Origin of the sequence: Acidovorax benzenivorans, from assembly GCF_028680575.1 — a bacterium.
In the GTDB taxonomy this organism is placed as follows: domain Bacteria; phylum Pseudomonadota; class Gammaproteobacteria; order Burkholderiales; family Burkholderiaceae_C; genus Acidovorax; species Acidovorax benzenivorans.
On record NZ_JAPCKI010000008.1, the window covers coordinates 161,864 to 188,787 of the forward strand.

A 26,924-nucleotide genomic window follows, 5' to 3' on the forward strand; every position below is an offset into this window, starting at 1 on the left:
AAGCACGCGCGCTCCGACGCGCGTGCCACCCCGCATCCGCCCCGGCGCAGGCGCAGCCAGCAGGGGTGGACAGCCGAACAGCCGAACAACCATACGGGCCATTGCTTCGCTCGGCCGCGCCTGCGCAGCGCGTGGCGCTTGCGCCCGCGAGAGGGGGCCGAGCGCAGCAAAGGCCCGTGTGGATGTTTGCTTCCCTCTGCCCCTCTGGATGCGCCGAGGAGCGCAGGATTTGGCGGATCAGGGCTCGCGATTGTTTGAGCGCAGTGAAACGAAGCGAGTTCGAGCGAGACCCCGCCAAACCCGAGCACCGCAGGTTGCCCCGGCGCGAAGCGCAGGGGACGCAGACAGTGGGGTCGCCCTTTCTTTGGTTCCTTTCTTTCGGCGACGCGAAAGAAAGGAACTCGCATGCCGGGCGACTCCCGGCCTCCGCCCTCAACCCAAGCATGCGGCCAAATCAGCGCACGCAGCTAAATGCTACAAAATCAATAGCTACCAGCGAATATCCCACTAGCGCATCCAGCCAAAAACATCCAAAAACCACCCGGAGAGCCCACCCATGAGCCTCTCCACCCCCTTTATCCACCGCCCCATCGGCACCATGCTCCTCACCCTGGGCCTGGCCCTGGCGGGTGCGGTGTCGTTCTTCCTGCTGCCCGTGGCCCCGCTGCCGCAGGTGGACTACCCCACCATCTCGGTCAGCGCCGGCCTGCCCGGTGCCAGCCCCGACACCATGGCCGCCACCGTCGCCACGCCGCTGGAGCGCTCGCTGGGTGCCATCGCCGGCGTCACCGAGATCACCTCGCGCTCCATCCTGGGCAGCACCTCCATCACGCTGCAGTTCGACCTGGACCGCAACGTGGACAGCGCCGCGCGCGATGTGCAGGCCGCCATCAACGCCGCGCGCACGCTGCTGCCCACGGGCATGCCCAGCAACCCGACCTACCGCAAGGTCAACCCGGCCGATTCGCCCATCATGATCCTGGCGCTCACGTCGGACCTGCTCACACGCGGGCAGATGTACGACGCGGCCTCCACCGTGCTGGCGCAAAAGCTTTCGCAGGTCGAGGGCGTGGGCCAGGCCACGGTGAGTGGTGGCGCCTTGCCCGCCGTGCGCGTGGAGCTGGACCCGGTGCGGCTCGCGTCCAACGGCATCTCGCTGGAACAGGTGCGCAGTGCCATTGTCAGCACCAATGCCAACCGCCCGCTGGGCGCTGTGGAGCGGGAGGACCACTACTGGCAGGTGGCCACCAACGACCAGGCCCGCGTGGCGGCCGACTACGCGCCCCTGGTGCTGCGCTGGAAGAACGGGCAGGCCGTGCGCCTGCAGGATGTGGCCGAGGTGGTGGACTCCGTACAGGATGTCCGCAACTTTGGGGTGGCCAATGGCAAGCCGGCGGTGCTGCTGCAGGTGTACAAGCAGCCCGGCGCCAACATCCTCGAAGCCGTGGAGCGCGTGCGCTCGCTGCTGCCCGCGCTGCAGGCCTCCATCCCGGCGGCCATCGACATCGAGGTGGTGTCCGACCGCACGCCCACGCTGCGCGCCTCGGTCAAGGAGGTGGAGCGCGCGCTGCTGATCGCTGTGGCGCTGGTGGTGCTGGTGGTGTTCTTGTTCTTGCGCAACGGGCGTGCCACGCTCATCCCCAGCGTGGCGGTGCCGGTGTCGCTGGCAGGCACGTTTGGCGTGATGTACCTGGCGGGCTACACGCTCGACAACCTCTCGCTGATGGCGCTCACGGTGGCCACGGGCTTTGTGGTGGACGATGCCATCGTGGTGCTGGAGAACATCATGCGCCACATGGAGCGGGGCAAGACCGCGCTGAGGGCGTCGCTCGACGGCGCGCGCGAGATCGGCTTCACCGTGGTGTCGATGAGCATTTCGCTGATTGCGGTGTTTGTTCCCATCTTGTTCATGGGCGGCATCGTGGGGCGGTTTTTCCGCGAGTTCGCCATCGTCATGTCCTCGGCCATCCTGGTGTCGATGGTGGTGTCGCTCACCACTACGCCCATGATGTGCGCCGCGCTGCTCAAGCCCCACAGTCCGGCAACGGCGCGGCGCAGGGGCTGGGCTGTGGCCTTCAGCCGTCGGATCGGTCGCTGGGTGGATCGTATGCAGGTGCGTGGCATGCGCCTGTACCGCCGCAGCCTGGCCTGGTGCTTGCGCCACCAGCCCGTGGCCTTGCTGGCGCTGGTGTGTGTGGTGGGGCTCAACGTGACCCTCTACACCGCCATCGACAAGGGCTTTATGCCCGAGCAGGACACCGGGCGCATATCTGGCTTCATCCGGGCCGACCAGGCCACGTCCTACCAAGCCATGGAGCAGCGCCTGCAGCGTTTCCTGTCCATCGTGCAGGCCGACCCGGCCGTGGAGCATGTGACCGGCTTCACCGGTGGCTGGCAGCGCAATGCGGCGCAGATGTTCATGACCCTCAAGCGCGGGCCCGGGCAGGAGAGTTCGGAGGCCGTGATAACGCGGCTGCGCGAGCAACTCAAGAACGAGCCGGGCGCGCGCCTGTTCATGGTGCCGCAGCGCGACATCCGCATCGGCGGGCGGCAGAGCGGTGCATCGTTCGACTACACCCTGCAGGCCGACGACATTGGTGACCTGCGCACCTGGGAGCCACGCATCCGCCAGGTGCTGAGCCAACTGCCCGAGCTGGAAGACGTGAACAGCGACGTGCAGGACTTTGGCCTGCAGACCTCGCTGGTCATCGACCGCGACGCCGTGGCGCGCCTGGGTCTGACCATGGCACAGATCGACGCCACACTCAACAACGCCTTCGGCCAGCGCCAGGTGGGCGTGATCTACAACCCGCTCAACCAGTACCGCGTGGTCATGGAGGCTGCGCCGCGCTACCTGCAGAACCCCGAGACGCTGCGGGGCTTCTTCTTCGTCAACAGCCAGGGGCAGCAGATTCCGCTCACGGCGTTTGCGCGCATCACCACCACCAACACGCCGCTGTCGGTCAATCACGACCGGGGCACGCCCGCCAGCAGCATCAGCTTCAGCCTGGCGCCGGGGGTGTCGCTGTCGCAGGCCACCGAGGCGGTGAACAACGCGGTGGCCGAGCTGGGCGTGCCGGTGTCGGTGCGCGGTTCGTTCAGCGGCACGGCGGGGGCGTTCCAGGACGCACTGGCGGGCCAGCCGCTGCTGATTCTGGCCGCCATCATCACCATCTACCTGGTGCTGGGCATGTTGTACGAGAGCCTGGTGCACCCCATCACCATCCTGTCCACGCTGCCGTCTGCGGGTGTGGGCGCTTTGCTGGCGCTCATGCTGTTCAAGACCGAGTTCTCGCTCATCGCACTCATTGGCGTGATCCTGCTGATCGGCATCGTGAAGAAGAACGCGATCATGATGATCGACTTTGCCCTCACGCGGCAACGCCAGCAGGGCGAGCCAGGCCGGGCGCCTGTCACGGCCGCGCAGGCCATCTACCGCGCATGCAACCTGCGGTTACGCCCCATTTTGATGACCACCGTGGCCGCCATCTTTGGGGCGCTGCCACTGGCCCTGGGGCGGGGCGATGGTGCCGAGCTGCGCCAGCCGCTGGGCATTGCGATTGTGGGTGGCCTGCTGGTAAGCCAGTGGCTCACGCTCTACACCACGCCGGTGGTCTATGTGGCGCTCGACCGGCTGCGCGCGCGCGTGCTGCACGCGGTGGGGCGGCGCCGCAAGCAGGCGGGCGCCGCGCCTGCGGCCCCGGTGGTATTGCAAGGAAACGACGGATGACCTCTTTCACTTTTTCACGCCAGGTCACCTGGCCTGCGTTGCTGGCCAGCGGCCTGTGGCTGGCGGGCTGCGCGCAGACACCGCCGTATGAACGCCCCGGCATGGATATCCCTGCCGCCTACAAAGAGCAGGCCGCCGCCCAGGCCCAGGGCATCTGGAAGCCCGCGCAGCCGCAGGCCTCCACAGCCTTGCCCGAGACCTGGTGGACCGTGTACGGCGACGCCGTGCTGGACCGCCTGCAGCAACAGGCCGAGGCCAACAGCCCCACCCTGGCGCAAAGCGCCGCCCGCCTGCGGGCGGCCCAGGCGGCTGTCACCAGCAGTGGCGCGGCGGCCTTGCCCACCGTGGGGGCCAATGCCAGCAGCAGCCGTGCGCGCAGCGGCACGCAGCTGAGCAATCAGGGCGATGGCAGCAGCACCGCGCGCATCAGCACCAGCCATTCGCTGGGCCTCACCGCCAGCTGGGAGCTGGACCTGTGGGGGCGCATCTCTTTCGGGGTGAGTGTGGCCCAGGCCAGCGCCCAGGCCAGCGCCGACGACCTGGCCGCTGCGCGCCTGTCGCTGCAGGCCGCAGTGGCGCAGACCTATTTTTCGCTGCGCGCGGCCGAGGCCCAGGCCGCGCTGCTGGGCGAGACGCTCAAGGCCTACGACCGCAGCTGGGAGCTGACGCGCAACCGCCAGGCGGCGGGTGTGGCCTCCAGCGCCGATGTGGCGCAGGCCGAGGCGCAGTACAAGTCCACCCAGGTGCAACTGTTGGAGGCACAAACCACGCGCAGCCAGCTGGAGCACGCGCTGGCGGCGCTGCTGGGGCAGGCGCCTGCCGCCTTTGCGCTGGAGCCCACCGCCACGCTGCCCGCACCGGCGGACGTGCCCCAGGCCTTGCCGTCCGACCTGCTGCAGCGCCGCCCCGATATTGCTGCTGCCGAACGCCGCGTGGCCGCTGCCAACGCGCAGATCGGTGTGGCGCGCGCAGCGTATTTCCCCTCGCTCACGCTGTCGGCAGCGGGTGGATACCGCGGGGCGTCGCTGGCCGACCTGTTCAGTGCGCCCAACCTGTTCTGGTCGCTGGGGCCTGCGCTGGCAGCGTCGATTTTTGACGGCGGTGCGCGCAGTGCGGCCGTCGAGACGGCCCGTGCCAACCACGCGCAGGTCACGGCCGCCTACCGGCAAACGGTGCTGACCGCGCTGCAGGAGGTGGAGGACAACCTCACGGCCGCCGCCGCGCTGGCGCAGGAGGAACAACTGCAGCGCGAGGCCACCGCCGCTGCCCAGCGTGCGCTGGACGTGGTGGAGAACCAGTACCGTGCGGGCACCGTGGGCTACCTGAATGTGCTGGCGGCCCAGACCACCGTGCTGTCGTCGCAGCGCAGCCTGATCGATGTGAAAAGCCGCCGCCTGACGGCAGTGAATGCGCTGCTGAAGAATGTGGCTGGGCGCTGGGAGGTGCTGCCACCCGCGTGAGCTGCAGGCGTGGCTACATCGCCTTGAACAGGTGCGCGTAGAGGCGACTCACCGGCAGCCGCTCGGACCGCCCGCGCAGGCTGAGGTGCTGCTTGCCCGCCTCGTCGCGTGTGATGGTGGTGATGGCCGTGGCGCGCACCAGGGTGCTGCGGTGCACCTGCCAGAACTCCTGCGGGTCGAGCTGCTCGATCAGCTCCTTGAGCGCAGTGCGGATCAGGTATTCACGCTCGGCGGTGAGCACGCGCACGTACTTGTCGGCCGCCTCGAAATACACCACCTCGCCCACCGGCACCATGTGGATCTGCGTGCCGTGGCTGGCCTGTATCACGCTCAGCCGCGTTGCGGCGGTGGCAGGCGCGGCGGCGGGTGCAGTGCCCACGCCGGGAGCGCCCAGCAGCGCGCGCAGCTGGGCCATGGTGGCCTCGAGTTCGGGCGAGGGCAGCGCCGCCGCCGAAGGTGCAGCGGGTGGTGCGCCTGTTGCTGCAGCGGCTGAGGCGCGCTGGGCCAGCAGACCCTGCACCTTGGCCACGGTGCGCGCCAGCCGGTCGGCCTGGATGGGTTTGAGCAGGTAGTCCACCGCCTGCGCTTCAAACGCCTGCACGGCGTACTGGTCGTAGGCGGTGGCAAACACCAGGGCCGGAAAGGGCAGGTCATCCGGCCATGCGTCGGCCAGTTCGGCGGCCGCCTCGATGCCACTCTGGCCTGGCATGCGGATGTCGAAGAACAGCACGTCGGGCCGCAAGGCCAGCGCTTGCCGCACCGCCGAGCGGCCGTCGCCCACCACGGCCACCACCTGCAGCTCTGGCCACACGCGGGCCAGGTCCTGCTGCAGGGCGGCGGCCAGCAGTGGTTCATCTTCGGCAATCAGGGCGCGTGAGACGGGCTCTGTCATGGTGTGGCGGCAGATTTCAAGGGAAAAGTGACGGTAGCGCTAGTACCGTTTGGCTGAACAGCTATCAATTCAAGAGCTCCTGCAGCACCGTGCAGCGTGGCCAGACGCTCGCGCACCTGGGCCAGGCCAAAGCTCTGGCCGGGGCCTGGGACGGGCAGGGTGGCCGGAAGGCCCGCCCCGGTGTCTTGTACCTCGATGACCAGCAACAGGCCTTGGGGGCTCTCCTGGGTGGTTGCGCGCACGGTGATGTGGCCGCCTTCCACCTGGGGCTCCAGCCCGTGGCGGATGGCGTTCTCCACCAGCGGCTGCAGCAGCAGCGGTGGCACGGGCACGTCGCGCAGTGCATCGGGCAGGTCCAGTGTGTAGGCCATGCGTGGGCCCATGCGCACGGCCATCAGCTCCAGATAGTCGCGCAGGCGCTCAAACTCCAGGGCCAGCGGGTGCTGGGTGCTGCGCGATGCGCTGAGCGTGGCGCGCAGGTAGGCAATCATGCGATCCAGCATGTGCTGCGCCCGGGCCGGGTCGGTGCCGATGAGCACGCGCAGGTTGGCCAGGGTGTTGAACAGCATGTGGGGTTCCAACTGGGTCTCCAGCAGCTTCAGGCGCGATTCGCTGGCGTGCATGCGCGCCTCGGCCATCTTGCCTTCCAGGTACGCCGACTTGTTGACCGCGTAGAAGTAGAACGTGCCCACCAGCCCGGCAATGGCGGTGATGAGGATGGACGTGCGCTGGTCTGCGCCGGAGATCGAGGCGCCCGCCGGGTAAAAGTGAAAGTAGTGCACGCACAGCGTATCGGCCAGCGACGTGCCCGCCAGGTAGCCGACGACGATGCCCGCAATAACCAGCGCGATGCCTTGCCACCCTTGGGGCCAGCCGGTTTCTGCGGCAGACGGTATCAGCTCGCGCCCCAGGTCGATGATGGCCCAGGTGAAGGTGCCGATCAGCACCGAATACACCATCGGCGGCCCGTAAGGCTTGTCGGGCATGAACGTGCACTGGATGGTGGCCACGACCAGTGTGAAGGCCACCACCTGCAGGTAGTGCCGCAGCTTGCTGACCCCGTTGAACCCGCGCCGCAGCATCATGACCGGTCTTGGCGGCGCTGCAGGGCCTCGCGCTCGCGCTGCACCATGCGCTCGCGCAGGCCGCTGCCGGTGCCCAGCAAAAACACCGACACCCCATGCAGCACCAGCCCCAGGCCCCAGCCCAGCAGCGGGTACACCGACCACGGGCGTGTGCCAAACGCATAGCGCGACATGGCAAAGATGAGGGCGTTGACCAGCACGAAGGCCACCGTATGCAGGTACCAGCCCAGCTTGGCGTTGGCGCGGCGGCGGGCGAGTTGGTCGAGGTCTTCGGGGGTCATGGGCATGGAGTTTTGCATTCTAGGCGGCTCAATGGACGCGGCAATGCGCCCGCGCGGGCACTGTCATGGGCGTGGCGAGAGTGGCACCGGCTTCAGCGGCTGAAGGTGCTTGGCAAAAAAGTCCACCGTGCTCGCATCCACCTGCGGCAGCACACTGCGGTCAAAGCCGGGCGGGTCGCCCAGCAGCTCGCGGGTCAGGTCGTTCATGCGGTCCAGTGGCGGCATGGGCGACAGCATGATGCCGTGGCTGCCGTCCTGGAGGTCGGCAATGTGCGTGCAGCGGTCCTGGCACGCGGCCAGCACGGCACTGCTGTGAAAGCGTGGAATCTGGTTGACGTCCTTGCCCGCTGTGATGAGCCCCAGCGCGATGCGGGGGGTGGCCAGGCTGTCCATGTCGAAGTCGGCCGCAAACGGCACCACGGCCACAGTGGCCGTCACGCGCGGGTCGGTGTGTGCATACAGCGTCTCGTCGCCAAAGCGGTGGCGGATGATAGTGATGGCCACGGCCTTCTTGATGCCGTCCAGCCAGTTGCCGTGCAGGCGCGTGGTAAAGCCGACGCAGGACGAAAAATCCTCCGCCAGATGGGCCTCGCAGTGCTGCTTGAAGCGGGCGGGCGACCATTGCCCACCGGCAAACACCAGGGTGGTGTGGCCCCCGGCCGAACCACCGAACACGCCCACCTTGTCCAGTGCCAGCAAGGGCGCCAGGCGCGCGTCTTGTGCCACGGCGTCCACGGCGCGGGAGACCTCGGCGGGGCGGCGCTTCCAGCTCTCCGGGCCGGGCGTGGAATGGTCTTTGTAGTTGTCTCCCGCATGCTCTGGCAGGGCCACCACAAACCCGGCATGGACCAGCGCACGGGCCAGGTCGGTGTGCACCCAGGGGCTACCCCCTGAGCCGTGCGACACCACAATCAGCCTGCCGTTACCCGACACGGGGGTGCCCTGCCAAACCAGCTGCAGCGCAAAGGGGCCGCGCTGCACGGGCTGGTCGGCCTCTTGTGCTGGGTAGAACACGGTGACGGGGCCGTCGCCCTGCTGCCCGGGCAACTCTGCGAGACCCACGCCTGCATGGGAGGGGCTGGCCGTGATGACGGCTGCGGCCAGCAAGGCCAGGCACCAGGCCATCCAGGTTTTTGTCATGGCCGTGTTTTTGTTCGGAGAAGTCATGATCGGCTGATCAGCGGGGGGGTTGCGCGGCAGCCAGGCGGTCGCGTTCCGCCTGCACCATGCGTTCGTGCAGATTGCTGCCGCCCGCAAGAACGAACACCACCACGCCATGGATGGCCAGGCCGATGCCCCAGCCCAGGGCCGGGAACACCGCCCAGTGCCGCCCGCTGCCCACCGACAGTGCGACAAGCAGCAGGTTGACGAGCAGGTACACGCAAGCATGGATGTACCAGCCCAGCTTGGCCCCGGCGCGGCGGCGGGCCAGGCGTTCGATGGGGTCGGTGGTGAAAGTGTCTTTGCGCATTTTGGACTCCAGTGCAGTGGTAAGGGGAGGGCTTCAGGCCGTGGCCGATGTGTTGGTGGATGCTGTGACGGGCGACGTGGCCAGCAATGCGCTGCGTTGCACCAGCTTCCACAGCCGCAGCGAGCGCGCTGCAAACAGGCCGTTGAACACGCCGTACAGCGCAGCAATCTGCAGCGCAAAGCCGCTGTCGCGGGCCAGGGCTGGCTGCAGGGCCAGTTCCACACCCACCAGGTACTTGGTGAGGAAGATGCCCAGGATCAGGGCCAGGGGCATGGCGCTGCCCGGAATGTAGAAGCAGCGCGATCGGCCTTCATACAGCGTGCCTTGGGGCGCAGCGGGTTGCAGCCACAACGCCACGCTGGCGATGAGCACGGCAGTCAGCAGCCAGGCCACCACCGGCAGCAGGGCCTGGCCCGCGCCACCAAAGGCCGAGGCGATGCCGAACACCGACAGGCCGATCATGGCTACAGGCATGGCCATGGCCCGCACCAGGCTCACGTTGCGGGCCAGCAGCTGGCTGCCGCCCAGCCAGAGCAGCCCGGCCAGCAGGGCCCAGACCCAGTAAGGCGTGTTTTCTATGATGCGACCCAGCATCTGGGGTTGTTGGACAAGGAGGTTGAGCAGCATGGTGGTCGTCCTGTAAACAATGAATGGAGGGGAGAGGGGTTAGATCAGTCCGAGTGCGGACCAGACCGTGTGGCCCAGAAAACGCCCTGGCAGCAACGTGAACACCCCGGCGACCACACAGGCGCCGATGTAGGTGCGCTGCATCATCTTGCGGTGGCCCACGACGTTGCGGCGGGCCAGATAGACAAAGGCCATGACCAGCATCCCCAGCGTTACCGGAATCAGTAGGTGGATGACCCCAAAGCTGCCCAGGCGCGGCCCGCCGCCGCCGGAAATGAAGATGGCCGATACGGCGGTGGCCACCATCAGCGTGACCCAGGCGTAGCCAGCCGCGCGGTGAATACGGGGGCGCTGCGTGGCGCCTTGGCGGGCCCAGAGGGCAATGGGGCCGATGGCAACGGCCGCCAGGGCGGCGGCCATGTGGATGGCGATGGCGGCGGTGATTTGCATGGCGTGGCTCCGGGCGGGTTCGATGGAGCGAACTGTGCCGATGCACCCCGGCGGCCGCCACAGCCCCGCGACGAAATGCAGCCAACCGGGCGTGAAATGCAGCCACGCGGAGTGAGTGGTGGGCGGTTTGGGCCGCTGAGGGCCGCGCGGTGGGGCTCAGAAGGCGTGGCGTGGTCCGGGGCTGAGAGCCCTCAGCGGATAATCCCGCACCTATTTGCAAGGAGTGCGCGTGGACGTTGTATTGCTGGTCAAGGCCGCCATCATGGGGGTCGTCGAGGGGCTGACGGAGTTTTTGCCCATCTCTTCCACCGGGCACCTGATCTTGGCCGGGTCGCTGCTGGGGTTTGACGATGCCAAGGCCAAGGTGTTTGACATCGCTATCCAGACGGGCGCCATTTTTGCTGTGATCCTGGTGTACTGGGCCAAGATCCGCTCCACTCTGGTCGCCTTGCCCACCGAGCGCCAGGCGCAGCGGTTTGCGCTCAACGTGTTCATCGCCTTCGTACCGGCCGTGGTGCTGGGGCTGCTGTTTGGCAAGGCCATCAAGGCGCACCTGTTCACGCCGGTGGTGGTGGCCAGCACCTTCATCATTGGTGGCTTCATCATCCTGTGGGCCGAGCGGCGCCCGCCGTCAGCCACCCGCATTCACAGCGTGGACGCGATGACGCCGCTCGATGCCATCAAGGTCGGCCTGGTGCAGTGCTTGGCCATGATTCCCGGCACCAGTCGCAGCGGTGCCACCATCATCGGCGGCATGCTGCTGGGCCTGTCGCGCCAGGCGGCGACGGATTTTTCGTTCTTCCTGGCCATCCCTACGTTGATTGGGGCTGGGGTATACAGCCTGTACAAGGAGCGCGCGCTGCTGTCGGTTGCTGACATTCCGCTGTTCGCCACGGGGCTGGTGTTCTCCTTCCTCAGCGCCTGGTTGTGTGTGCGCTGGTTGTTGCGCTACATCAGCAGCCACAGCTTTGTGCCGTTTGCCTACTACCGTATCGTGTTCGGCGTCATCGTTTTGGTGACAGCGTGGACTGGCTGGGTGCAGTGGGCCGACTGATAATCAGGCCATGCGCTGCTCCACCGGTTTGACTTCTTCTCCTTTGCTCCCCTTGCGGGCCCTGGCACTCGCCGGTTTGTGCGTCAGCCCCTGGGTGGGTGCCCAGGTGTTGCCTGACACCGGTGGCGCAGGGGCCGTGGTGTCCGACAAGGCCGAGGACCAACCTGCCGCGCCCAAGTTCAACTACGCGATCGGCGCCATTGTGGGTAGCAGCCCCGACTACGCCGGGGGCGACGGCCGCAAGAACAGCCTGCGCCCCGCCTGGGCCATTGAGTACGGCCGGTTTCGCCTGAGCACCTCGCGCGGCAGTGCCTTCATGGGCCACGGCCTGGGGCCCCGCGAATCGGGTGCCAGCGCTACGCTGGCACAGAGCGACCGCTTCAGCCTCAGTGCGGCCCTGCGCATCGACAAGGGCCGCGACGGGTCGGACGCCCCCATCCTGGTGGGGCTGCCGTCGGTGCGCTCCACCCTGCGGGCACGGATCAGCGCGGGTTACGCCATCACCGACCGCTGGGCAGTGGGCGCTGGGGTGTCCCAGGACATCCTGGGCCGCGACGGCGGCATGCAATGGTCCACCAGCATTGGCTACACCTGGCCCGTGACGGAACAGACCAAGATCAGCTTTGGGGCGGGCGCAAGCTTTGGGGACCGCACCTACCTGCGTGGGCATTTTGGGGTGCCAGCGGGTGGCAGCAGCCCCTTGCCCGCGTTCGAGCCGCGTGGCGGCCTGTACAGCGTCGATGCTGGGGTGGAGGTCATGACGGCGCTCAACCGGCACTGGGTGGTGCTGGGCGCGGCCCGGGTGTCCCAGTTGCAGGGCGATGCGCGCCGCAGCCCGCTGACCGTGCAGCCGGTGGGCTATTCGGTATCGGTGGGGCTGGCCTACCGGTGCTGCCGCTAGGCCCATCCCAAGCGGCAAAGGCTGATTGGCGACGGGCGTGCCTGACGAAAGTGCTAAGCTGCCACCCACAGACAGTTCCGCCCAGGCGGCCACACACTGCGCCAGCACCTTTTTTCCGTTGTGCGACGCCGCCTCTTCGCTGATCCTCTCCCCCACAGGGGCATTGCCGCATGACGCCAGACGCGCCTGAGTTGTCCACGCACCCGGAGACCGCCCGCAAGCAGGCGTGGTCCAAGGCGGACCTGCTTGATGTCATCACCCGCAGCGCGGGCGCCACTATGGCTGTCATCGACCGCAGTCTGTCGATGATCTACGTGAACGACGAATATGCGCGCTGGTTTGGCACCGTGCCGGAGCAACTGGTCGGCAAGACGCTCGTGGAGGTCTATGGCGAACAGGACTGCGCGCGCTTCATGCCGTTTGTGAACCGCGTGCTCAGCGGCGAGCGGGTGCAGTACCAGCGCATGCTGCACACACCCTACGGCTTTGACGAGTGGCGCACCATCTGCCTGACGCCCTGGCACAACCCCCAAGGCGCCATTGACGGGTTCATCACCACCGCGCTGGATGTGCATGAGCTGCAGGTCACGATGAATGCACTGCGTGCTGCCAACCAGCGCCTGTCGTCCCACATGGAGAACAGCCCCCTGGCCGTGCTGGAGATGGACCACCAGCTGCAGTTGCTGCATTGCTCGCAGCGCGCGGTGCAGCTGCTGGGCTGGCTGCATGTGGAGGGGCTGGAGGGGCGGCTGCTGACGGACCTGCTGGCACCCGCCTCGATGGACAACAGCTTGCAGCAGGCGCTGCAAAGCCTGCAGTCGGGCCAGGAGTCCCAAAACCGGGCCGAGACCTGTTTTGTGCGCAGCGATGGTACCGAGGTGCATTGCGAGTGGTTCAACTCGGCCCTGACCGATGCCGACGGCCAGGTCACTTCCATCATGGCGCTGGTGCAGGACGTGTCCGCCAAGATCCAGATCGCGCGGCAGCAGCACTACCTGGCCAACCACGACTCGCTCACCGGGCTGCTCAATCGGGCCGCGTTCCAAGGGCGGCTGGAGCAGTCGCTGCTGCACGCCCGGCACACCGAGGGGGCGGTGGCGTTGTTGTTCATTGACCTGGACGGGTTCAAGCACGTGAACGACGCCGAAGGCCACCGCGCGGGCGATGAGGTGTTGCGCATCGTGGCCCAGCGCATTGCCAGCACCGTGCGCGCGGGCGACACCATGGCGCGCCTCGGGGGAGACGAGTTTTTGGTGATGCTGGACCGCGAGGTGACCCGCGAGGTGACGGACACCATCGGCCTGCGCATCATCGACGCCCTGCATCAGGGCATGACGGTGGACGGGCGCGAGCTGCGCATTGGCGCCAGCATTGGCGTGGCGGTGTACCCCCCGCTGGAGGGAGACATCGACGCGCTGATGAACCGTGCCGACCAGGCCATGTACGCCGCCAAACGCGCGGGCAAGGGCCGCCTGCACTACGCACAGACGGCCTGAGCCTCTGTGCCCCTGCCGGGCAGGGGCAGCACAGTCCTACGGCAGCCGGATGCTCTGCTGGAAGTGAAAGAAGTTGCCAGGGTCGTAGGCGGCCTTGACGCGCTGCAGCTGCGGGTAGGCGGGGCCCCAGTAGGCCGAGGCAAAGTCGACCAGTTGCGCATCGGGGTAGTTCTGGTACACATGGCCGTTCAGGAACGGCCGCACCAACTGCATGAAGCCGTCAAGCCAGGCCTCCATCTGGGCGCGCTCCGCAGGGTTGCGCCAGAACACATCCACCACCAGGTCTGCATCCACGTTGCGGTGGACAAAGGCGCTGTCCGCCACAGGGTAGCGATTGATGGCGCCGCCGTAGGGCTCCAGATACGCCAGCGACCAGGGGTTGGGCGAGGTCTTGAAGTAGTCGATGATGCGCTGCCAGTCGGCGGGCGACAGCCGGGTGTTGATGTAGCCGCTGGCCTTGGTTTCGGCAATGCCGTCGGGCAGGTTGTCGGGCAGGGTGTAGGGGTGGTCCTCCAGCCATACGTTCATGTCGGGGTAGGTGCCGGTTTTGTCCACCAGCAGCTGCGCGCTCGGAATCGCCATCAGCGGCGCGATGGCGGCCAGCCCGTCCTCGCGGGTGCCGCAGAACATGCCCTGCACCATGTACACCGGCACGCCGTTCTGGAACCCCAGGTTCATCATGTAGCCCAAGGCGTCGGGCGCACCGGTCTTCATGTAGCCGGCCTGCATCAGCGTGAGCACCTGGGCCGCGTGGGCTGCGTCCCAGCTGATGGCCCAGGCCCAGACCTGGTCCAGCCGCTGCATGCGGTAGGTCACTTGCAGCACCACGCCAAAGTTGCCGCCCGTGCCGCCACGCAGGGCCCAGTACAGCTCGGGCTGCTCTTGCGCGCTGGCTGTGACGATGGTGCCGTTGGCGAGCGCCACGCGGAAAGATTCGACCAGGTCGCTCTGGATGCCGAACGCGCGCGAGGTGTAGCCGTAGCCACCGCCCTGCACAAAGCCACCCACGCAAACGCTGCCGCAGGCGCCGGTGGGCACGTGCCAGCCGGTGTGGTTCATGGCGCCATTGAAGTGGTCGAAGTCGGTGCCCGGCAGCACATGCACGCGTGCGCGTGCGGGGTCCAGCACCACGCCTTGCAAATCGCTCAGGTCCACCACCATGCCGCTGTTGACCGAGTAGCCCGCCGTGCTGTGCCCACCGCAGCGCACGGCCACCCACACGCCGTAGGTGCGGGCCACGGCCAAGCACTCCAGGACATCGTTTTCGCAGGCGCAAAAGACGATGATCTCCGGGTACGCCTGGAAGGCCGGGTTGGACTCCTGCCGCGCCGCGTTGTAGTCGGGGCTGGAGGGCAGCACAATGCGCCCCACCAACCGGGCTTCCAGGGCGGCTACGGCATCCCAGGTGAGCACTGGTCCGCTGGCCTGCGCAGCGCCCAGGGCCGACGGCGCTGCCGCCAACGATTGAAAGTGCGCGACGCGCGCGTCTTTGGCGAGGCGGGCGGGACTTTTGCGATGGGCCATGGCGAGCGATCCTTCAGGAAGTTGCGAAGCCCTGGGTGTACCGGAGCTGGCGCGCTTTGACCAGAGGGAAATGGCAGGCGTGTGTTTTTCTCCCGATGCGCTGAGTCGGGCCCGATGCACCGCGTTGCACTAGGAGGATGACAGCGCCAGGTCGCCCATGTTGCGCCGCAGGCAGAACTTGCCGCCCTGTTTGCCGCTGTACATGGCCGCATCGGCCAGTTTGAGCAGGCCTATCGCGTCGGTGCTGTCGTGGGGCGCAATGGCATACCCAATGGTCAACCCGATCTCCACCTGCACGTTGTTCAGCGAAAACGGCGAGCGGAACGCGTCCAGCAGCTTGTGGCCCAGCTCTTGCGCCTGCTGCAGACTGTGCAGTTGCCCGGCCATCACCACGAATTCATCGCCGCCCAGGCGCGCTACCAGGTCGCTCTGGCGCACATGGCCTTGCAGGCGCCGGGTTACGGCCACCAGCAGTTCGTCGCCCACGTCGTGGCCATGCTGGTCGTTGACGGGCTTAAACCCGTCCAGGTCCATCACGTACACCGCTAGCATCTTTTCTGCGCTGCAACGCGACAGAGCGGACGCGAGCGAGATGTTGAGCCCGCGCCGGTTGGGCAGGCCGGTGAGCGGATCGGTGTGCGCCAGAGAGCGCATCACGTCGCGCTCGCGGTTGGCGTCCAGCGCCTCCAGGCGCAGCGCCTTGGTGCGCAGGCCCAGCACGCGCATGAACAGCAGCATGTCCAGCGTGGCGCCAAACTGGAAGGAGTGCAAGGTCCAGAAGTTCACCGGCACCCAGCCCCGGATCACACCAATGACCGTGGCGGTAGCCAAAAAATACAGCAGCCACGCGAGCAGCAGGGTAGAGCCCACCGGGTCGCCCAGGCGCGCGCGGCGCACGGCCCCTGGGATGCCCATGAGCGCGGGCACCAGACCCAGGATGCTGACGATGCCTGTCACTGCGCGGGTGCTGAGCAGGTCCAGTGCATACAGGGCGGCCAGCACCACACTCAGCACCGCACCAGCGCGCATGCTGCGCAGCAGCCAGCTGTGGGGCCGGTCACCCGCCAGGGCCTGGCTGATGAAGAGGAACGAGCCGCAGGTGGCTGTGAGCGCTGCCAGGCTGGCTGCATGCAGCTCCACCCAGGGCATGTCGCGCCACAGGTATTGCGTGCCCAGGCCAAACAGGTGCAGCGAAAACAGCAGGCTGCCTGCAATGAGCAGCGCGTACTGGATGAACAGCACGTCGCGCAGATTGAGCCACTGCGCCAGGCTGTAGATCAGCAGGCACAGCGCCAGCCCGGTGAGAATGCCTTGCAGCATCTGCTCGTTCAGCGCCTTGCTGTGCCAGGTGGTGGGCTTGTTCAGGGTGATGGGCAGCACCATCGCGCCCCGGGTTTCCACGCGCAGCAGCAGGTCGTAGGCGTGTCCGGGCAGCATGGTCATTGGCAGGGCGTGCGTGCGGCTGCGCAAGGGTCGCTGGGTGTACGGTTGCAGGCTGCCCAGTGTGGCCTGTTGGGTCACATGGCCGTCTGTGGCAAGGTACACCTCGATGCGCTGCAGGACGGGGTAGTCGATGTCCAGCACCCACAGGCCGTTGGATGCGGCGGGCACGGTCAGCGGAATACGCACCCACACGGGTTCAGCCCGCACGCCCAGCGTGCCGCTGGTGCCGGGTGGCGCCTCAAAGCGTGCCAGCGTGGCCAGCGCATCGTCCACCAGCAGAGTGCCCGACGGATCCGGCAGCATGGACACGGCAGGCCAGGCATCGATGGAGTGTTGGTCATCCCGCAGTTCCAGCGGTGCGGCACTGACACTGGGGGCCAGGGCGCTCAGCAACAGGCACAGCGCCGCCAGCAGGCAGGCGGTACGCAACCAGTAGCTTGCGAGAACGGGGCAGCGCATGAAGCCACAGAAACGTGTGTGGATCATGAGGTCGGCGCCAGTTCGCCAGGGTTACGGCGGAGGCAGTGTTTGCCGCTTTCCTTGCCTGCGTACATGGCCGCGTCTGCGAGGCGGATGAGCTGCTGCGGACCATCACCGGCATCAGATGCGAGCCAGCGCGGCGCTTGTCTCGTTGTGGAGTGCTCCATCGTCAGACGTTTGAGACCATGTTGGCAATGCGGGTCGACCGGCTCCAAATGGGGTGAGTACAAATTCACCCGCGTATTTTCCGGAGGGCAGCGGCTCTGCGTAACCTTTACCACAGCTGTATATCGTTGATCTGCGCTGTGTGAAACGATTTAAGGGCATATGGCCGCCACGGGCGTGACGCGCTCACGCCTGCTGCAGCCGTCCCTTGCCACACTGCTTGCCTTGATACAGCGCACCATCGGCCATTCGTAACAGTGTGGCTGTTTCGTGAGCAGCGCCTGACGCAACGGCATAGCCTATGGTGAGTCCGACTCGCATTTCCTCGCCTGCGACGTGGACCGGAGTCTCGAATAGCGAGAGCAAATGTTCTCCTATTTGCCTTGCCTGTGCCGGATCGCGCAGGCCGCTGGCAACCATTACAAACTCGTCACCGCCCAGTCGCGCAACGGCGTCACCGCTGCGCGTACCAGCGCGCAAGCGGTTTGCCACCTCAATCAGCAACTGGTCGCCAACCTCGTGTCCGCGGGTATCGTTGACCTCCTTGAATTCGTCAAGATCAATCAGATACACAGCCAGCATGTGGTGCGGTGAAGCACTCACCAGCGCCAGCGACATGGCATCAGTCAGACTGCGACGATTGGGCAGTCCGGTCAGAGCGTCCGCGTACGCCATGGAACGCATCACCTCATGCTCGGTCCGCGCGTTTTCGCTGGCTTTGCGCAGTTCGGTTGCACGCACGATTAGCACCAACGTGAAGGCGAGTATGTGGCACATCTCGCCGAACGTCAGCGAGTGCAGTGTCCACACATTTGCGGGAAGCTTGCCGCGGATGGTTGAGGTCGTGACCACTACGGTGGTGATATAGAAGGCAAATGCAAGCAGCAGGTAGAGCCCAACCGCGTCGCCCTTGGTGACTTTGGACATGAAGCGCGGCAGGCTCAGCAGCAGCGGCAGTGGTCCGAGCAGCACGATCATGGCGGTTAGCAGCCGCGTATTGAATGCGTCAAGGCAATATATGACAAGCAGCACGCCGCAAAGCACGGCTCCACTGTTCATGAGGCGCGGGAAACGGTCTGCAGGTTTATCGGCAGTGCCGGTATGTGGTCTGCGCAGTACGTCCCCTAGAAACAGGAAGGTGCCCGCCACTGCCACCAGCGAGCCGATGCCTGCCATATGGCGTTCGAACCAGAATACATCGCGCCAGACCCACTGCGCACCGACGCCAGAGAGCAGCAGAGCAAACAGGAACGATCCGGTGACCAGAAGCGCGTATTTGAGGAACAGTGACTCCCGCGTTCCCACCCATTGCGCGAGGCTGTACATCAGCATGCAGAGAAAGAACCCGACTTGAATGCCACGCAACATCTGTTCGGCCACGCTGGCGCGATGGAATGCGCTGGGTTGCATGAATTCGATGGGCAGAATGGTCGCACCGCGCGATTCGACTCGCAGCATCAGGTCGTAGTCGCCAGCGGCGAGATCCAGCGGCATCGCGTGCGAACGGCTGAACAGGGGCCGGGAAGCGAACGTACGCAGGCTGCCGAGTTCAGCCTTCTGCAGGGTGCGCCCATCTTGGATGACATAGGCATCAATGCGGTTGAGTGGGGGGTAGTCAATGTTCATCACCCATTGCTGGGAGACCATTCCGCTGACTGCTTCCACGCGGAACGGAACGTGCAGCCAAGTGGGCTGCGGCTGCACGCCAAGCGTGGCGTAGCTTGTTTGCGGACGCTCGAATTCAGCGATTGCGGCCTGAGCCTCGGCCAAAGTCAGGGGGGTTTGCTTTTCCGACAGCACCGTTACAAACGGCCAAGCCTCGCTGACCGGCGTTGTGGGCTGGAGCAGAAGTCGCGAGGGCAGGGTGGTCGCCTCCGCCGCCCAGGTCGACGTGGCCCAATGCGTCACGGCAATGAGCACCCACGCCAGCCATCGTCCGCGCCAGATGTGGCTACTGATCATGACGGCCCCACCGTCCGCGCACAGTCAATCGATCTTCCAAGCGGTTGAGCCAGCGTGGTGCCTTTGCGTCGTCGTCCCAAGTGCCGACGGTTGCATGCATCTGGGTGAGCAGCTGCGTTGGAAGTTTCAGCGGACGGGTTTGATCCATCAGGAAACTGGTCAACAGGTGATATCCGACGACCCGCGAGAACATGCGACTTAACGAAAACTGCGGAACGACAAGGCGAACAACCGAATCGATCAATCGACTGACGGACATCAACACAGCGAACAGGATGCGCGAAATCAGCGGCTGCCTGTTGGATATGCCCAGCGCGTCGGCGACAACGCCGCCGCACAGGTAGCGCGTGAACAACGCGGGAAGGGGTTTGAGCAGTTTGAACGGGATCGAATCGCTCATGTAATCCATGAGCGCACCGCCCAGCGCTGGGCGCGCGTCGGTGCCCCCCGGATACACGTTGTCAGCGAGGCATTGTGTCTGGATGTCGAGAAACAAGCGCTCGGCATCGGCGTAGGTAAATGGCATCCACTTCGGCTCGATCCCCAGCAGGAAGCCGACTACATTCCAGCAATGCAGATAGGCTTCCTCATCCATCGCACTAAGCCCGATGCCGAGTGTGCGCATGGCCCGCAGGAAGACAAAGTGAAACGTCAGGAGCGTAAACACAAGCTGCTCCTGATTGTTTGGCAGTCCGTCACGCGAGACGTTCCAGCCGTTCGCCATAAATGCGCCATGCATGGATTGCTGGCTTGCCTCTGCGGCCGGGGTGGCGATGGGCTGCACCACCGCATTGACCATTGCTTGCGGTGCGCCATGCAGCATCAGGTTGCGGATCGTGGCGTGGATGAGGCGCACTTTGAGTGTTTGCGCAACGCCCAGTCCTTCAGGTGTCGTTAGCCCACCGCGCAGCATGACCGGGAACACCATCGCCGCCGTTGAGCGGATGCGGTAGTCGGCATTTGTCGTGAGTTGCCCGGAAATCTGCAACACGGCGGCGGCTTTCGGCTGAATGTAGCAGTCCGGCAAGCTCGCGCAAAACAGCGACATGACGGACAGTGGGCCGTGCTCAGTAAAGACGTTCTCGCCACGCGTGATTTTTGCCGGATCGCACCACTCTGGCAACCCGCGCCCGGCGTCAAGGTAGCCGCGAAGTGCCTCAACGATGTGCGGCGACGTGCCGTCAGGTGGTGACCAATCCACCAGCGCTGCATTGTTGGTCCAGGTATTCAACAGCATCGTCGCGGTCTGCAGATGGCGCATGCGGTCGGCGTTCAGCGCGAGCAGCGTTTGGAGATTGGCCTCACCGGCGGGCAACTCCCAACTGCCCACGATTGCCGCGATGGTTGCATCTGCCAGCGGATCAGCTTGATAACGCATCGCTGCTGGATCGTAGGCGGGTGTTGCCGGTAGAACCGACGAAGCTGCGGGCAAAGTCATGATCGGGACCGAATAGCGAAAGTGACGGTTTTACCAGGGCCAATCGAAGTGCAGATCAGGCAAGCCGACGCCATCCCAAAATTCAGAACTGGCAGCCGGAAGGTCTGTGAATTGGGTGGCATAAGGCACCTACATGCTGTTACAAACACTCAGTGTAGGGGATTGTGGCGAGATTGCTCCTGCCTATTTGCCCTGAGAAACAGCCGACAACGCACATTTTCTCCCTCTGTTTGCCCCTTCACCCCATTCTGGCGCCGTAATAGGCGCCCGTGAATGGCCGGAAGGACTATTTGCGGGAGGTGACTGCCGCCAGGTTGCGCAACGCCGCCTCAATGGCCGCAGCAGTGGCCACTGGCTGCTCCATGGGAAACAGGTGGCTGCCGTCCAGCATCATGGTGCGGCCCTCGGTAATGCGCAGGGTCATGGCCATGCCGACCTGCTTCATCTCTTCGGAGTCGCGCCCGCCGATGAAGGCGGCCGGGCACTGCAGCGGGTGCTTGCTCAGCAGGCGGCCCAGGTTGTGAGGCAGGGTGTTGTAGATGGCGGTTTCCACCGCGCGGTCAAAGCCCAACACTCGTTTGCCATCATGGTCCTGCAGGCCGTGAGTGATGTAATCGTGCAACACCTCGGGGTGCCAGCGCGCAAAGGCCTTCTTCTTGCGAAAGTGCTCCAGCGCCTCTTCGTTGCTGGTCCAGCTGAAGCGCCGCTGGCGGCTCACCCGGCCCGGCGATATCGAGCCCACCACCTGGGTGCGCTTGGCCACGCTGACCACGTTGGCCTTCCAGCCGCCAATGAGGGGCGAGTCGATCAGCAACACCCCGCGCACCAGTTCTGGGTGGCGGGCGGCTGCCATCACGCTCAAAAAGCCGCCTAGCGAATGCCCCACCAGAAACACCGGCTGGCCCAGGCGCTGCACCTGCACCGTTGCAAAGTCGGCCAGTTGTTGCACCAGGTGCGGCCAGTTGCTGGTCACCGGGTACTTCGGGTCGTGGCCATAGCGCTCGACGGCGCTGACCTCAAAACCGCGGGTCCTGAGGTGCTTGAACAACACGCGGTAAGTGCTGGCCGGAAAGCTGTTGGCGTGGGAGAAAACGATGGGGAGCATGGAGGGCATGGCGGGGCGGCAGGGCCGGGGTGCAGGCGCGCACGCGGCCGGGTGCCGTGGGGTGCGCTGGCCTGCAGGGCTTCAGATCAGCCGGTCTGTGTGGTTGGTGATCTTCTTGAGCGGCTTGCTGCGCGACGGGGTGACCATGATCGGCACCTCGGTGGCGCCGCCGGTCCAGGCGGGGTCTTCGATGCTGTCGAACACCTGGCGCAGCTTTTGCCCCCAGCTGTCGTGCAGCATCCGAAAGTACGGGTTGTTCTCGTCGATGCAGATCACCTTGTCGGTGGCAAAGCGGTCCACCTCGTACACCACAAGGTCCAGCGGCAGGCCCACCGACAGGTTGGACTTGAGCGTGCTGTCCATCGACACCAGTGCGCACTTGGCGGCCTCGTCCAGTGGGGTCTCGGGGGTGAGCACGCGGTCGAGCACGGGTTTGCCATATTTGGATTCACCCACCTGGAAGTACGGGGTCTCTGACGTGGCCTCGATGAAGTTGCCCGCCGAGTACACCTGGAACAGGCGCATGCCTTCACCCTTGATCTGGCCGCCAAACACCATGGACACATTGAAATCCACCCCCGAGCGCTTGAGGGCCGCGCCATCGCGCTCATGCACATGGCGCACGGCGGCGCCCAGCACGCGGGCGGCGTCGAACATGCTTTTGGCATTCCAGATGGTGATGGCTTCGCCCGACTCGCCGTCCTTGATCTGCTCGGTCTGCAAGATCTCTCGCACCGACTGCGAGATGGACAGGTTGCCCGCCGACAGCAGCACCATGAAGCGGTCGCCCGCCTTCTCATAGACCATCATCTTGCGAAACGAGCTGATCTGGTCCAGGCCGGCATTGGTGCGGGAATCGGACAGGAATACCAGCCCGGCGTTGAGTTTGATGGCGACGCAGTACGTCATGGCGCAATGGGGTTCGTTGTGTAGAGGGAACCCGCGAGTTTAGTCGCCTGCGGCCCCGGCGGCCTGTGTCCCCGTCAGGCGCCCCTCGGCAGTTGTTGTGTGCAGTGATATAAAAATGATAGCGGCTTGCGCATATGGTACGGGCGCTTGGTGCCCGTGGGGCTTAAAAATGCCCCGGCGATCTGCCCAGAGCGCGGTCAACAGCCCGCAGCGCAGCCGGGCAGCGCCGCGCTTCAGCCTGCCATCTTCTTGAGCTGGTACAGCGCATCCAGCGCCTCGCGCGGGCTCAGCGCGTCGGGGTTGATGCTGGCCAGGGCCGCCTCAACCGGGCTGGCGCCCGCGCTCTCGGGCACCTCGGGCGCGGCGAACAGGTCCACCTGCAACTCGTCTTCGCCCGCGCGCTCTTCCAGCGCCGCCAGCGCATGGCGCGCGTGGTGCAGCACGGGCGATGGCATGCCCGCCAGCTTGGCGACCTGGATACCGTAGCTGCGGCTGGCCGGGCCGGGCTGGATCTCATGCAAAAAGACGATGTCCGTGCCACTCTCGGTGGCGCTCACATGCATGTTGATCGCGTGGCGCGCCTTGGCGGGCAAGTCGGTCAGCTCGAAATAGTGCGTGGCAAACAGCGTGAAGGCGCGGGTCTTGTCGTGCAGGTGCGTGGCGATGCCGCTGGCCAGGGCTAACCCGTCGAAGGTACTGGTGCCCCGGCCGATCTCGTCCATCAGTACCAGGCTGTGGGGCGTGGCGGCATGCAATATTTGCGCGGCCTCGGTCATCTCCAGCATGAAGGTCGATTGCGCGTTGGCCAGGTCGTCGGCCGCGCCGATGCGGGTGTGGATGGCGTCGATGGGCCCCAGGCGGCAGCTTGCTGCGGGCACATGGCTGCCCATGCTGGCCAGCAGCACGATCAGCGCCACCTGCCGCATGTAGGTCGATTTACCGCCCATGTTGGGGCCGGTGATGACCTGCATGCGCGTGTTGGCGTTCAGCCGCGTGTGGTTGGCGATGAAGCTGCCGCTGGATGTCTCAGCCAGGCGGGCCTCCACCACCGGGTGGCGGCCGCCTTCGATCTCGATGCAGGGTTCGGGCACAAACTGCGGCGCGCACCAGTTGAGGGTGAGTGAGCGTTCGGCCAGCGCACACAGCACGTCCAGCGTGGCCAGCGCCTGCGCCAGGCGGGTGAGGGCGGGCACATGGGGTTGCAGCTGGTCCAGGATCTGCTCGTACAGCCATTTCTCACGGGCCAGCGCACGCTCGTTGGCCGACAGCGCCTTGTCCTCAAACGTTTTCAGCTCGGGCGTGATGAAGCGCTCGGCGTTCTTGAGCGTCTGGCGGCGACGGTAGTCGTCGGGCACGCGGTTGAGGTGGCTGCCGGTCACTTCAATATAGAAGCCGTGCACTTTGTTGAACTGCACGCGCAGGTTGGGGATGCCCGTGCGGGCTTTTTCGCGCGTTTCCAGGTCGAGCAAAAAGGCGTCGCAGTTGGTCTGGATGGCGCGCAACTCGTCCAGCTCGGTGTCAAAGCCGTTGGCGATCACGCCGCCGTCGCGCACCAGGGCAGCGGGCTCCTCGGCAATGGCGGCCTGCAGCAGGTCGGTGCAGCCCTCGGGCGGCTGCAGGTGGCTGAAAATTTGAATCAAATAGGGCTCTGGCGCTTGTCCATTCAGCGCGAGTAGCTCTGCTTTTTGTAGCGTTTTGCCCAAGCCCACCAATTCACGCGGGCGCACCTGGCGCAGCGCGATGCGGGCGGTGATGCGCTCCACATCACTCACACCCTTGAGTTCGCCCCGCAGCGCGGACCAGGGGCCCGCACCGCCACCAGCACCCCCTGCGCCCCGCAGGGCGGTGGTGGCCGACAGGCGCTGGCGCGCCTCGGCGCGGTCGCGGCGCGGCTCTAACAGCCAGGTCTTGAGCAGGCGGCTGCCCATGCCGGTCATGCAGGTGTCGAGCAGCGAGAACAGCGTGGGGGCATCGTCGCCGCGCAGGGTTTTGACGAGTTCCAGGTTGCGGCGCGTGGTGGTGGGCAGGTCGATGAGGTCGTCGTTGCGCTGCACCTGCACGCTGTGCACGTGCGTCAGCGTGCGGCCTTGTGTGTGTTCGGCATAGGTCAGCAGCCCGGCGGCGGCGGCGTGGGCCTCGCCCAGCTCGTGGGCGCCCCAGGCCTGCAGGCTGGCGGCGCCCAGGTTTTCGAGCAGCTTGCGCTCGCCCAGAGCGCTGTCGAACTGCCAGTCGGGCCGGGGGCTCATGGGGCAGGTGAAGACGCCGCCCTGGCGCAGCACCTGCAGTTGTTGCTCAAAGCGCTCGGTCACGCCCGCGCTGTAGATCAATTCACTGGGCGCCACGCGGGCGAGCCAGGCACCGAGTTCGTCGTGGGCGCATTCGGCCAGGTACACGCGGCCCTGCGTCACGCTCAGCCAGGCCAGGCCACAACGTGCGCGGGGCGCCTGGTGCACGGCCATCAGCAGCGATTCGGACTTGTCGGACAGCAGTTCTGTGTCGGTCAGCGTGCCGGGTGTGACCACTCGCACCACCTTGCGCTCCACCGGGCCCTTGCTGGCGCCCACCTCGCCCACCTGCTCGGCAATGGCTACCGACTCGCCCATCTTGATCAGGCGCGCCAGGTAGTTCTCCAGTGCATGGAAAGGCACACCCGCCATCACCACTGGCTGGCCACCCGATTGGCCGCGCTGCGTGAGCGTGATGTCGAGCAGGCGCGCGGCCTTCTCGGCGTCTTGCCAGAAGACCTCGTAGAAGTCGCCCATGCGGTAGAACAACAGCGTCTCGGGGTACCCGGCCTTGAGGGCCAGGTACTGCTGCATCATGGGGGTGTGGTGTTCGAGCGTGTCGGACATGCAGGGGTTGGCAGAAATGAGGCGTGGACTGTAGCAGTTCGGTCATGGGGTTTCCCCCTGGGCAATTCCGCTGCGTTCAGCCAAGATGTTACGTTTTGACATACTCTTGCCTGTATGCTGGCAGCTTGGCTATGAGCAGAGCCACCCTCCGTCGAGAGTTGGTGTTTCAACCCCAGGATTCAGAGGCTTCAGAGCGACCGTGATTTCGTCCGAACTGCTGACCGACCTCCTCACCCCTTCCGGGGAGCGCCTTACCGAGCCCATGGCGCAGGCGCGCCTGCAGGCGCTGGTGGATGCGGTGCCGGTAGCGCTCATGGAGTTTCGCCTGCAGGACGGCCGATTGCTGCTGCTGGCAGCCAACGCAGCGGCGCGGCGCATGCCGGGGCTAGGAGCGGTGCGGCACCCTGGCGTGGATGCGTGCGAGGTGTTTGACCTGCTGGCCAGTACGCCGCTGCTGGACCAGTTGCTCGGCGTGGTGCGTGTGGGTGCGCCGCTGGAGTGCCGTCAGGTGGTGCGCGAGCCCGGTCGGTTGTTGCTGGCCTGGGATTTGTCGGCCCGCCGCGTGACCAACGACTGCATTGTGGTCACGGTGCGCGATGCCTCCGAGGCCGAGAACCTGCGCGTTGCGCTCGCGGCGTCCGAGCGCACGCTCGAAGAAGTGCGGCGCGAGTTGCGCGAGCAGACCGACGTGTTCAACACCATGGAGAGCCTGGCGCGCACCGGCCACTGGCGTCGCATCGAGGACCCGGGTGAAACCGTGCTGCTGTGGTCGCCGGGCCTATGCCACATCGCGGGCTTTGAGCAGCAGGAATGGGTGGACCCTGAGCGCGCGGTGAGTGGCATCCTGCCGGAAGACCGGCACGTGTTCGACAAGATCCGCGAACGGGGCTCTGGCCTGGATGTGGAGTACCGCTGGCGCCGGCCAGATGGCGAGGTGCGCTGGATGCGTTCGCGGGTTCAACGCACGCTGCCACGCGATGGCGTGCAGGTCGTCATGGGGGTGGTGCAGGATGTGACGGACGAGCACCGCGCTGCAGAGCAGTTGCGCGAACAGCTCTTGTTCATTCAGCGCATCGCCAGCCGCATCCCCGGCTTCATCTACGAATACCGCCTGCATTCCGATGGCAGTACCAGCGTGCAGTACATCAGCGATGCCGTGCGCGAATTCATGGGCGTGGAGCCGCATGAGGTGACCGCCGACCATGGCGTGCTCACGCACTGCGTGGTGGCCGAAGACCTGCCGCTGGTGCAGCGCTCGGCCATGATGTCGCTGCGCAAACTGGTGCCCTGGCAGTGTGAGTACCGTGTGCGCATGCCCGACGGCAGCGTGCGCTGGCACATGACCAATGCCATTCCGCACCGCGAGCCCGATGGCTCGGTGGTGTCCCATGGCTTCACCATGGACATCACAGACCGCAAGCGAGCAGAACAAGAGATCGAACGCCTGGCCTTCTTTGACGCCCTCACAGGCCTGCCCAACCGGCGCCTGCTGCTCGATCGCCTGCAACGCTCCATCGCCGCCTGCCAGCGCAGCAAGAACCTCGGCGCCCTGCTGTTCATCGACCTGGATAACTTCAAAGACTTGAACGACACCCTGGG

The 26,924-nt window shown here is 65.9% G+C and carries 20 protein-coding genes; 6 read left to right on the forward strand and 14 right to left on the reverse strand.

Features of this window, described 5'->3' with window-relative positions; genetic code table 11:
* Nucleotides 1-556: 556 nt before the first annotated feature.
* Together OIN59_RS15770 and OIN59_RS15775 are read left to right on the forward strand one after the other, a co-directional pair.
* Nucleotides 557-3,730 carry an efflux RND transporter permease subunit gene (locus OIN59_RS15770; RefSeq protein ID WP_274111970.1) on the forward strand — a complete coding sequence of 1,058 codons (3,174 nt, stop codon included), beginning with the start codon at nucleotides 557-559 and terminating at the stop codon, nucleotides 3,728-3,730.
* A complete protein-coding gene (locus OIN59_RS15775; RefSeq protein ID WP_274111971.1) occupies nucleotides 3,727-5,190 on the forward strand; it encodes an efflux transporter outer membrane subunit in 1,464 nt (487 codons plus the stop codon). The genes OIN59_RS15770 and OIN59_RS15775 overlap by 4 nt, the downstream gene beginning before the upstream one ends.
* Before the next feature lie 13 nt (nucleotides 5,191-5,203).
* On the opposite strand, the gene OIN59_RS15780 is transcribed toward OIN59_RS15775, so the two are convergent.
* Genes OIN59_RS15780 through OIN59_RS15810 form a run of 7 tightly spaced genes read right to left on the reverse strand, consistent with a single transcriptional unit; the run spans nucleotide 5,204 to nucleotide 9,996 of the window.
* The gene (locus OIN59_RS15780) at nucleotides 5,204-6,082 is read right to left on the reverse strand and encodes a LytR/AlgR family response regulator transcription factor (RefSeq protein ID WP_274111973.1); all 879 of its coding nucleotides are present in this window, start codon (nucleotides 6,080-6,082) and stop codon (nucleotides 5,204-5,206) included.
* On the reverse strand, nucleotides 6,079-7,167 hold the full coding sequence (locus tag OIN59_RS15785; RefSeq protein WP_274111975.1) for a sensor histidine kinase: 1,089 nt from the start codon (nucleotides 7,165-7,167) through the stop codon (nucleotides 6,079-6,081). Before OIN59_RS15785 ends, OIN59_RS15780 begins: the two co-directional genes overlap by 4 nt.
* A complete protein-coding gene (locus OIN59_RS15790) occupies nucleotides 7,164-7,454 on the reverse strand; it encodes a 2TM domain-containing protein (protein ID WP_274111976.1) in 291 nt (96 codons plus the stop codon). Before OIN59_RS15790 ends, OIN59_RS15785 begins: the two co-directional genes overlap by 4 nt.
* A 57-nt stretch (nucleotides 7,455-7,511) precedes the next feature.
* The gene (locus OIN59_RS15795) at nucleotides 7,512-8,588 is read right to left on the reverse strand and encodes an alpha/beta hydrolase family protein (protein WP_407655105.1); all 1,077 of its coding nucleotides are present in this window, start codon (nucleotides 8,586-8,588) and stop codon (nucleotides 7,512-7,514) included.
* Between the two features lie 37 nt (nucleotides 8,589-8,625).
* A complete protein-coding gene (locus tag OIN59_RS15800) occupies nucleotides 8,626-8,919 on the reverse strand; it encodes a 2TM domain-containing protein (protein ID WP_274111978.1) in 294 nt (97 codons plus the stop codon).
* A gap of 33 nt (nucleotides 8,920-8,952) precedes the next feature.
* Nucleotides 8,953-9,546, reverse strand: coding sequence for a DUF6622 family protein (locus tag OIN59_RS15805; protein ID WP_274111983.1), 594 nt, complete (start codon nucleotides 9,544-9,546; stop codon nucleotides 8,953-8,955).
* 39 nt (nucleotides 9,547-9,585) lie between these two features.
* Nucleotides 9,586-9,996: a DUF2306 domain-containing protein gene (locus OIN59_RS15810; RefSeq protein WP_274111984.1), complete on the reverse strand. Its 411-nt coding sequence runs from the start codon at nucleotides 9,994-9,996 to the stop codon at nucleotides 9,586-9,588.
* A gap of 229 nt (nucleotides 9,997-10,225) precedes the next feature.
* Here OIN59_RS15810 and OIN59_RS15815 point away from each other — a divergent pair, with 229 nt between their 5' ends.
* From OIN59_RS15815 to OIN59_RS15825, 3 genes are all read left to right on the forward strand, one after another.
* The gene (locus OIN59_RS15815; protein ID WP_274111985.1) at nucleotides 10,226-11,050 is read left to right on the forward strand and encodes an undecaprenyl-diphosphate phosphatase; all 825 of its coding nucleotides are present in this window, start codon (nucleotides 10,226-10,228) and stop codon (nucleotides 11,048-11,050) included.
* Nucleotides 11,051-11,060: 10 nt separating this feature from the next.
* A complete protein-coding gene (locus OIN59_RS15820; RefSeq protein ID WP_274111988.1) occupies nucleotides 11,061-11,951 on the forward strand; it encodes a MipA/OmpV family protein in 891 nt (296 codons plus the stop codon).
* 170 nt (nucleotides 11,952-12,121) lie between these two features.
* Nucleotides 12,122-13,447 (forward strand): diguanylate cyclase domain-containing protein, encoded by a 1,326-nt coding sequence (locus tag OIN59_RS15825; RefSeq protein ID WP_274111990.1) that lies wholly within the window; start codon nucleotides 12,122-12,124, stop codon nucleotides 13,445-13,447.
* 36 nt (nucleotides 13,448-13,483) lie between these two features.
* Here the strand turns inward: OIN59_RS15825 and OIN59_RS15830 are convergent, their stop codons facing one another.
* From OIN59_RS15830 to mutS, 7 genes are all read right to left on the reverse strand, one after another.
* The gene (locus tag OIN59_RS15830; RefSeq protein WP_274111992.1) at nucleotides 13,484-14,971 is read right to left on the reverse strand and encodes an FAD-binding oxidoreductase; all 1,488 of its coding nucleotides are present in this window, start codon (nucleotides 14,969-14,971) and stop codon (nucleotides 13,484-13,486) included.
* Nucleotides 14,972-15,100: 129 nt separating this feature from the next.
* On the reverse strand, nucleotides 15,101-16,900 hold the full coding sequence (locus OIN59_RS15835; RefSeq protein WP_274111994.1) for a diguanylate cyclase: 1,800 nt from the start codon (nucleotides 16,898-16,900) through the stop codon (nucleotides 15,101-15,103).
* Between the two features lie 345 nt (nucleotides 16,901-17,245).
* Nucleotides 17,246-19,021 (reverse strand): diguanylate cyclase, encoded by a 1,776-nt coding sequence (locus OIN59_RS15840; protein WP_274111997.1) that lies wholly within the window; start codon nucleotides 19,019-19,021, stop codon nucleotides 17,246-17,248.
* Entirely contained in the window at nucleotides 19,011-20,459 is a 1,449-nt protein-coding gene (locus OIN59_RS15845; protein ID WP_274111999.1) for an oxygenase MpaB family protein, read from the reverse strand. The genes OIN59_RS15840 and OIN59_RS15845 overlap by 11 nt, the downstream gene beginning before the upstream one ends.
* A gap of 286 nt (nucleotides 20,460-20,745) precedes the next feature.
* Nucleotides 20,746-21,564 carry an alpha/beta fold hydrolase gene (locus tag OIN59_RS15850; protein WP_274112025.1) on the reverse strand — a complete coding sequence of 273 codons (819 nt, stop codon included), beginning with the start codon at nucleotides 21,562-21,564 and terminating at the stop codon, nucleotides 20,746-20,748.
* Nucleotides 21,565-21,645: 81 nt separating this feature from the next.
* Nucleotides 21,646-22,473 carry a proteasome-type protease gene (locus tag OIN59_RS15855; protein WP_274112001.1) on the reverse strand — a complete coding sequence of 276 codons (828 nt, stop codon included), beginning with the start codon at nucleotides 22,471-22,473 and terminating at the stop codon, nucleotides 21,646-21,648.
* A 233-nt stretch (nucleotides 22,474-22,706) separates the two neighbouring features.
* Nucleotides 22,707-25,325, reverse strand: coding sequence for a DNA mismatch repair protein MutS (mutS, locus tag OIN59_RS15860; RefSeq protein WP_274112003.1), 2,619 nt, complete (start codon nucleotides 25,323-25,325; stop codon nucleotides 22,707-22,709).
* A gap of 199 nt (nucleotides 25,326-25,524) precedes the next feature.
* Here mutS and OIN59_RS15865 point away from each other — a divergent pair.
* Nucleotides 25,525-26,924, forward strand: a 1,400-nt coding sequence (locus OIN59_RS15865; RefSeq protein WP_274112005.1) for a PAS domain-containing protein, incomplete at its 3' end; no start/stop codon positions are given.

Coding starts and splice junctions, on each gene's coding strand:
- OIN59_RS15855 (WP_274112001.1), bottom strand. CDS start 22,473: ATGACGTACTGCGTCGCCATCAAACTCAACGCCGGGCTGGTATTCCTG.
- OIN59_RS15845 (WP_274111999.1), bottom strand. CDS start 20,459: ATGACTTTGCCCGCAGCTTCGTCGGTTCTACCGGCAACACCCGCCTAC.
- OIN59_RS15820 (WP_274111988.1), top strand. CDS start 11,061: ATGCGCTGCTCCACCGGTTTGACTTCTTCTCCTTTGCTCCCCTTGCGG.
- mutS (WP_274112003.1), bottom strand. CDS start 25,325: ATGTCCGACACGCTCGAACACCACACCCCCATGATGCAGCAGTACCTG.
- OIN59_RS15840 (WP_274111997.1), bottom strand. CDS start 19,021: ATGATCAGTAGCCACATCTGGCGCGGACGATGGCTGGCGTGGGTGCTC.
- OIN59_RS15795 (WP_407655105.1), bottom strand. CDS start 8,588: ATGACAAAAACCTGGATGGCCTGGTGCCTGGCCTTGCTGGCCGCAGCC.
- OIN59_RS15775 (WP_274111971.1), top strand. CDS start 3,727: ATGACCTCTTTCACTTTTTCACGCCAGGTCACCTGGCCTGCGTTGCTG.
- OIN59_RS15800 (WP_274111978.1), bottom strand. CDS start 8,919: ATGCGCAAAGACACTTTCACCACCGACCCCATCGAACGCCTGGCCCGC.
- OIN59_RS15850 (WP_274112025.1), bottom strand. CDS start 21,564: ATGCTCCCCATCGTTTTCTCCCACGCCAACAGCTTTCCGGCCAGCACT.
- OIN59_RS15770 (WP_274111970.1), top strand. CDS start 557: ATGAGCCTCTCCACCCCCTTTATCCACCGCCCCATCGGCACCATGCTC.
- OIN59_RS15810 (WP_274111984.1), bottom strand. CDS start 9,996: ATGCAAATCACCGCCGCCATCGCCATCCACATGGCCGCCGCCCTGGCG.
- OIN59_RS15825 (WP_274111990.1), top strand. CDS start 12,122: ATGACGCCAGACGCGCCTGAGTTGTCCACGCACCCGGAGACCGCCCGC.
- OIN59_RS15835 (WP_274111994.1), bottom strand. CDS start 16,900: ATGATCCACACACGTTTCTGTGGCTTCATGCGCTGCCCCGTTCTCGCA.
- OIN59_RS15830 (WP_274111992.1), bottom strand. CDS start 14,971: ATGGCCCATCGCAAAAGTCCCGCCCGCCTCGCCAAAGACGCGCGCGTC.
- OIN59_RS15790 (WP_274111976.1), bottom strand. CDS start 7,454: ATGCCCATGACCCCCGAAGACCTCGACCAACTCGCCCGCCGCCGCGCC.
- OIN59_RS15805 (WP_274111983.1), bottom strand. CDS start 9,546: ATGCTGCTCAACCTCCTTGTCCAACAACCCCAGATGCTGGGTCGCATC.
- OIN59_RS15780 (WP_274111973.1), bottom strand. CDS start 6,082: ATGACAGAGCCCGTCTCACGCGCCCTGATTGCCGAAGATGAACCACTG.
- OIN59_RS15785 (WP_274111975.1), bottom strand. CDS start 7,167: ATGATGCTGCGGCGCGGGTTCAACGGGGTCAGCAAGCTGCGGCACTAC.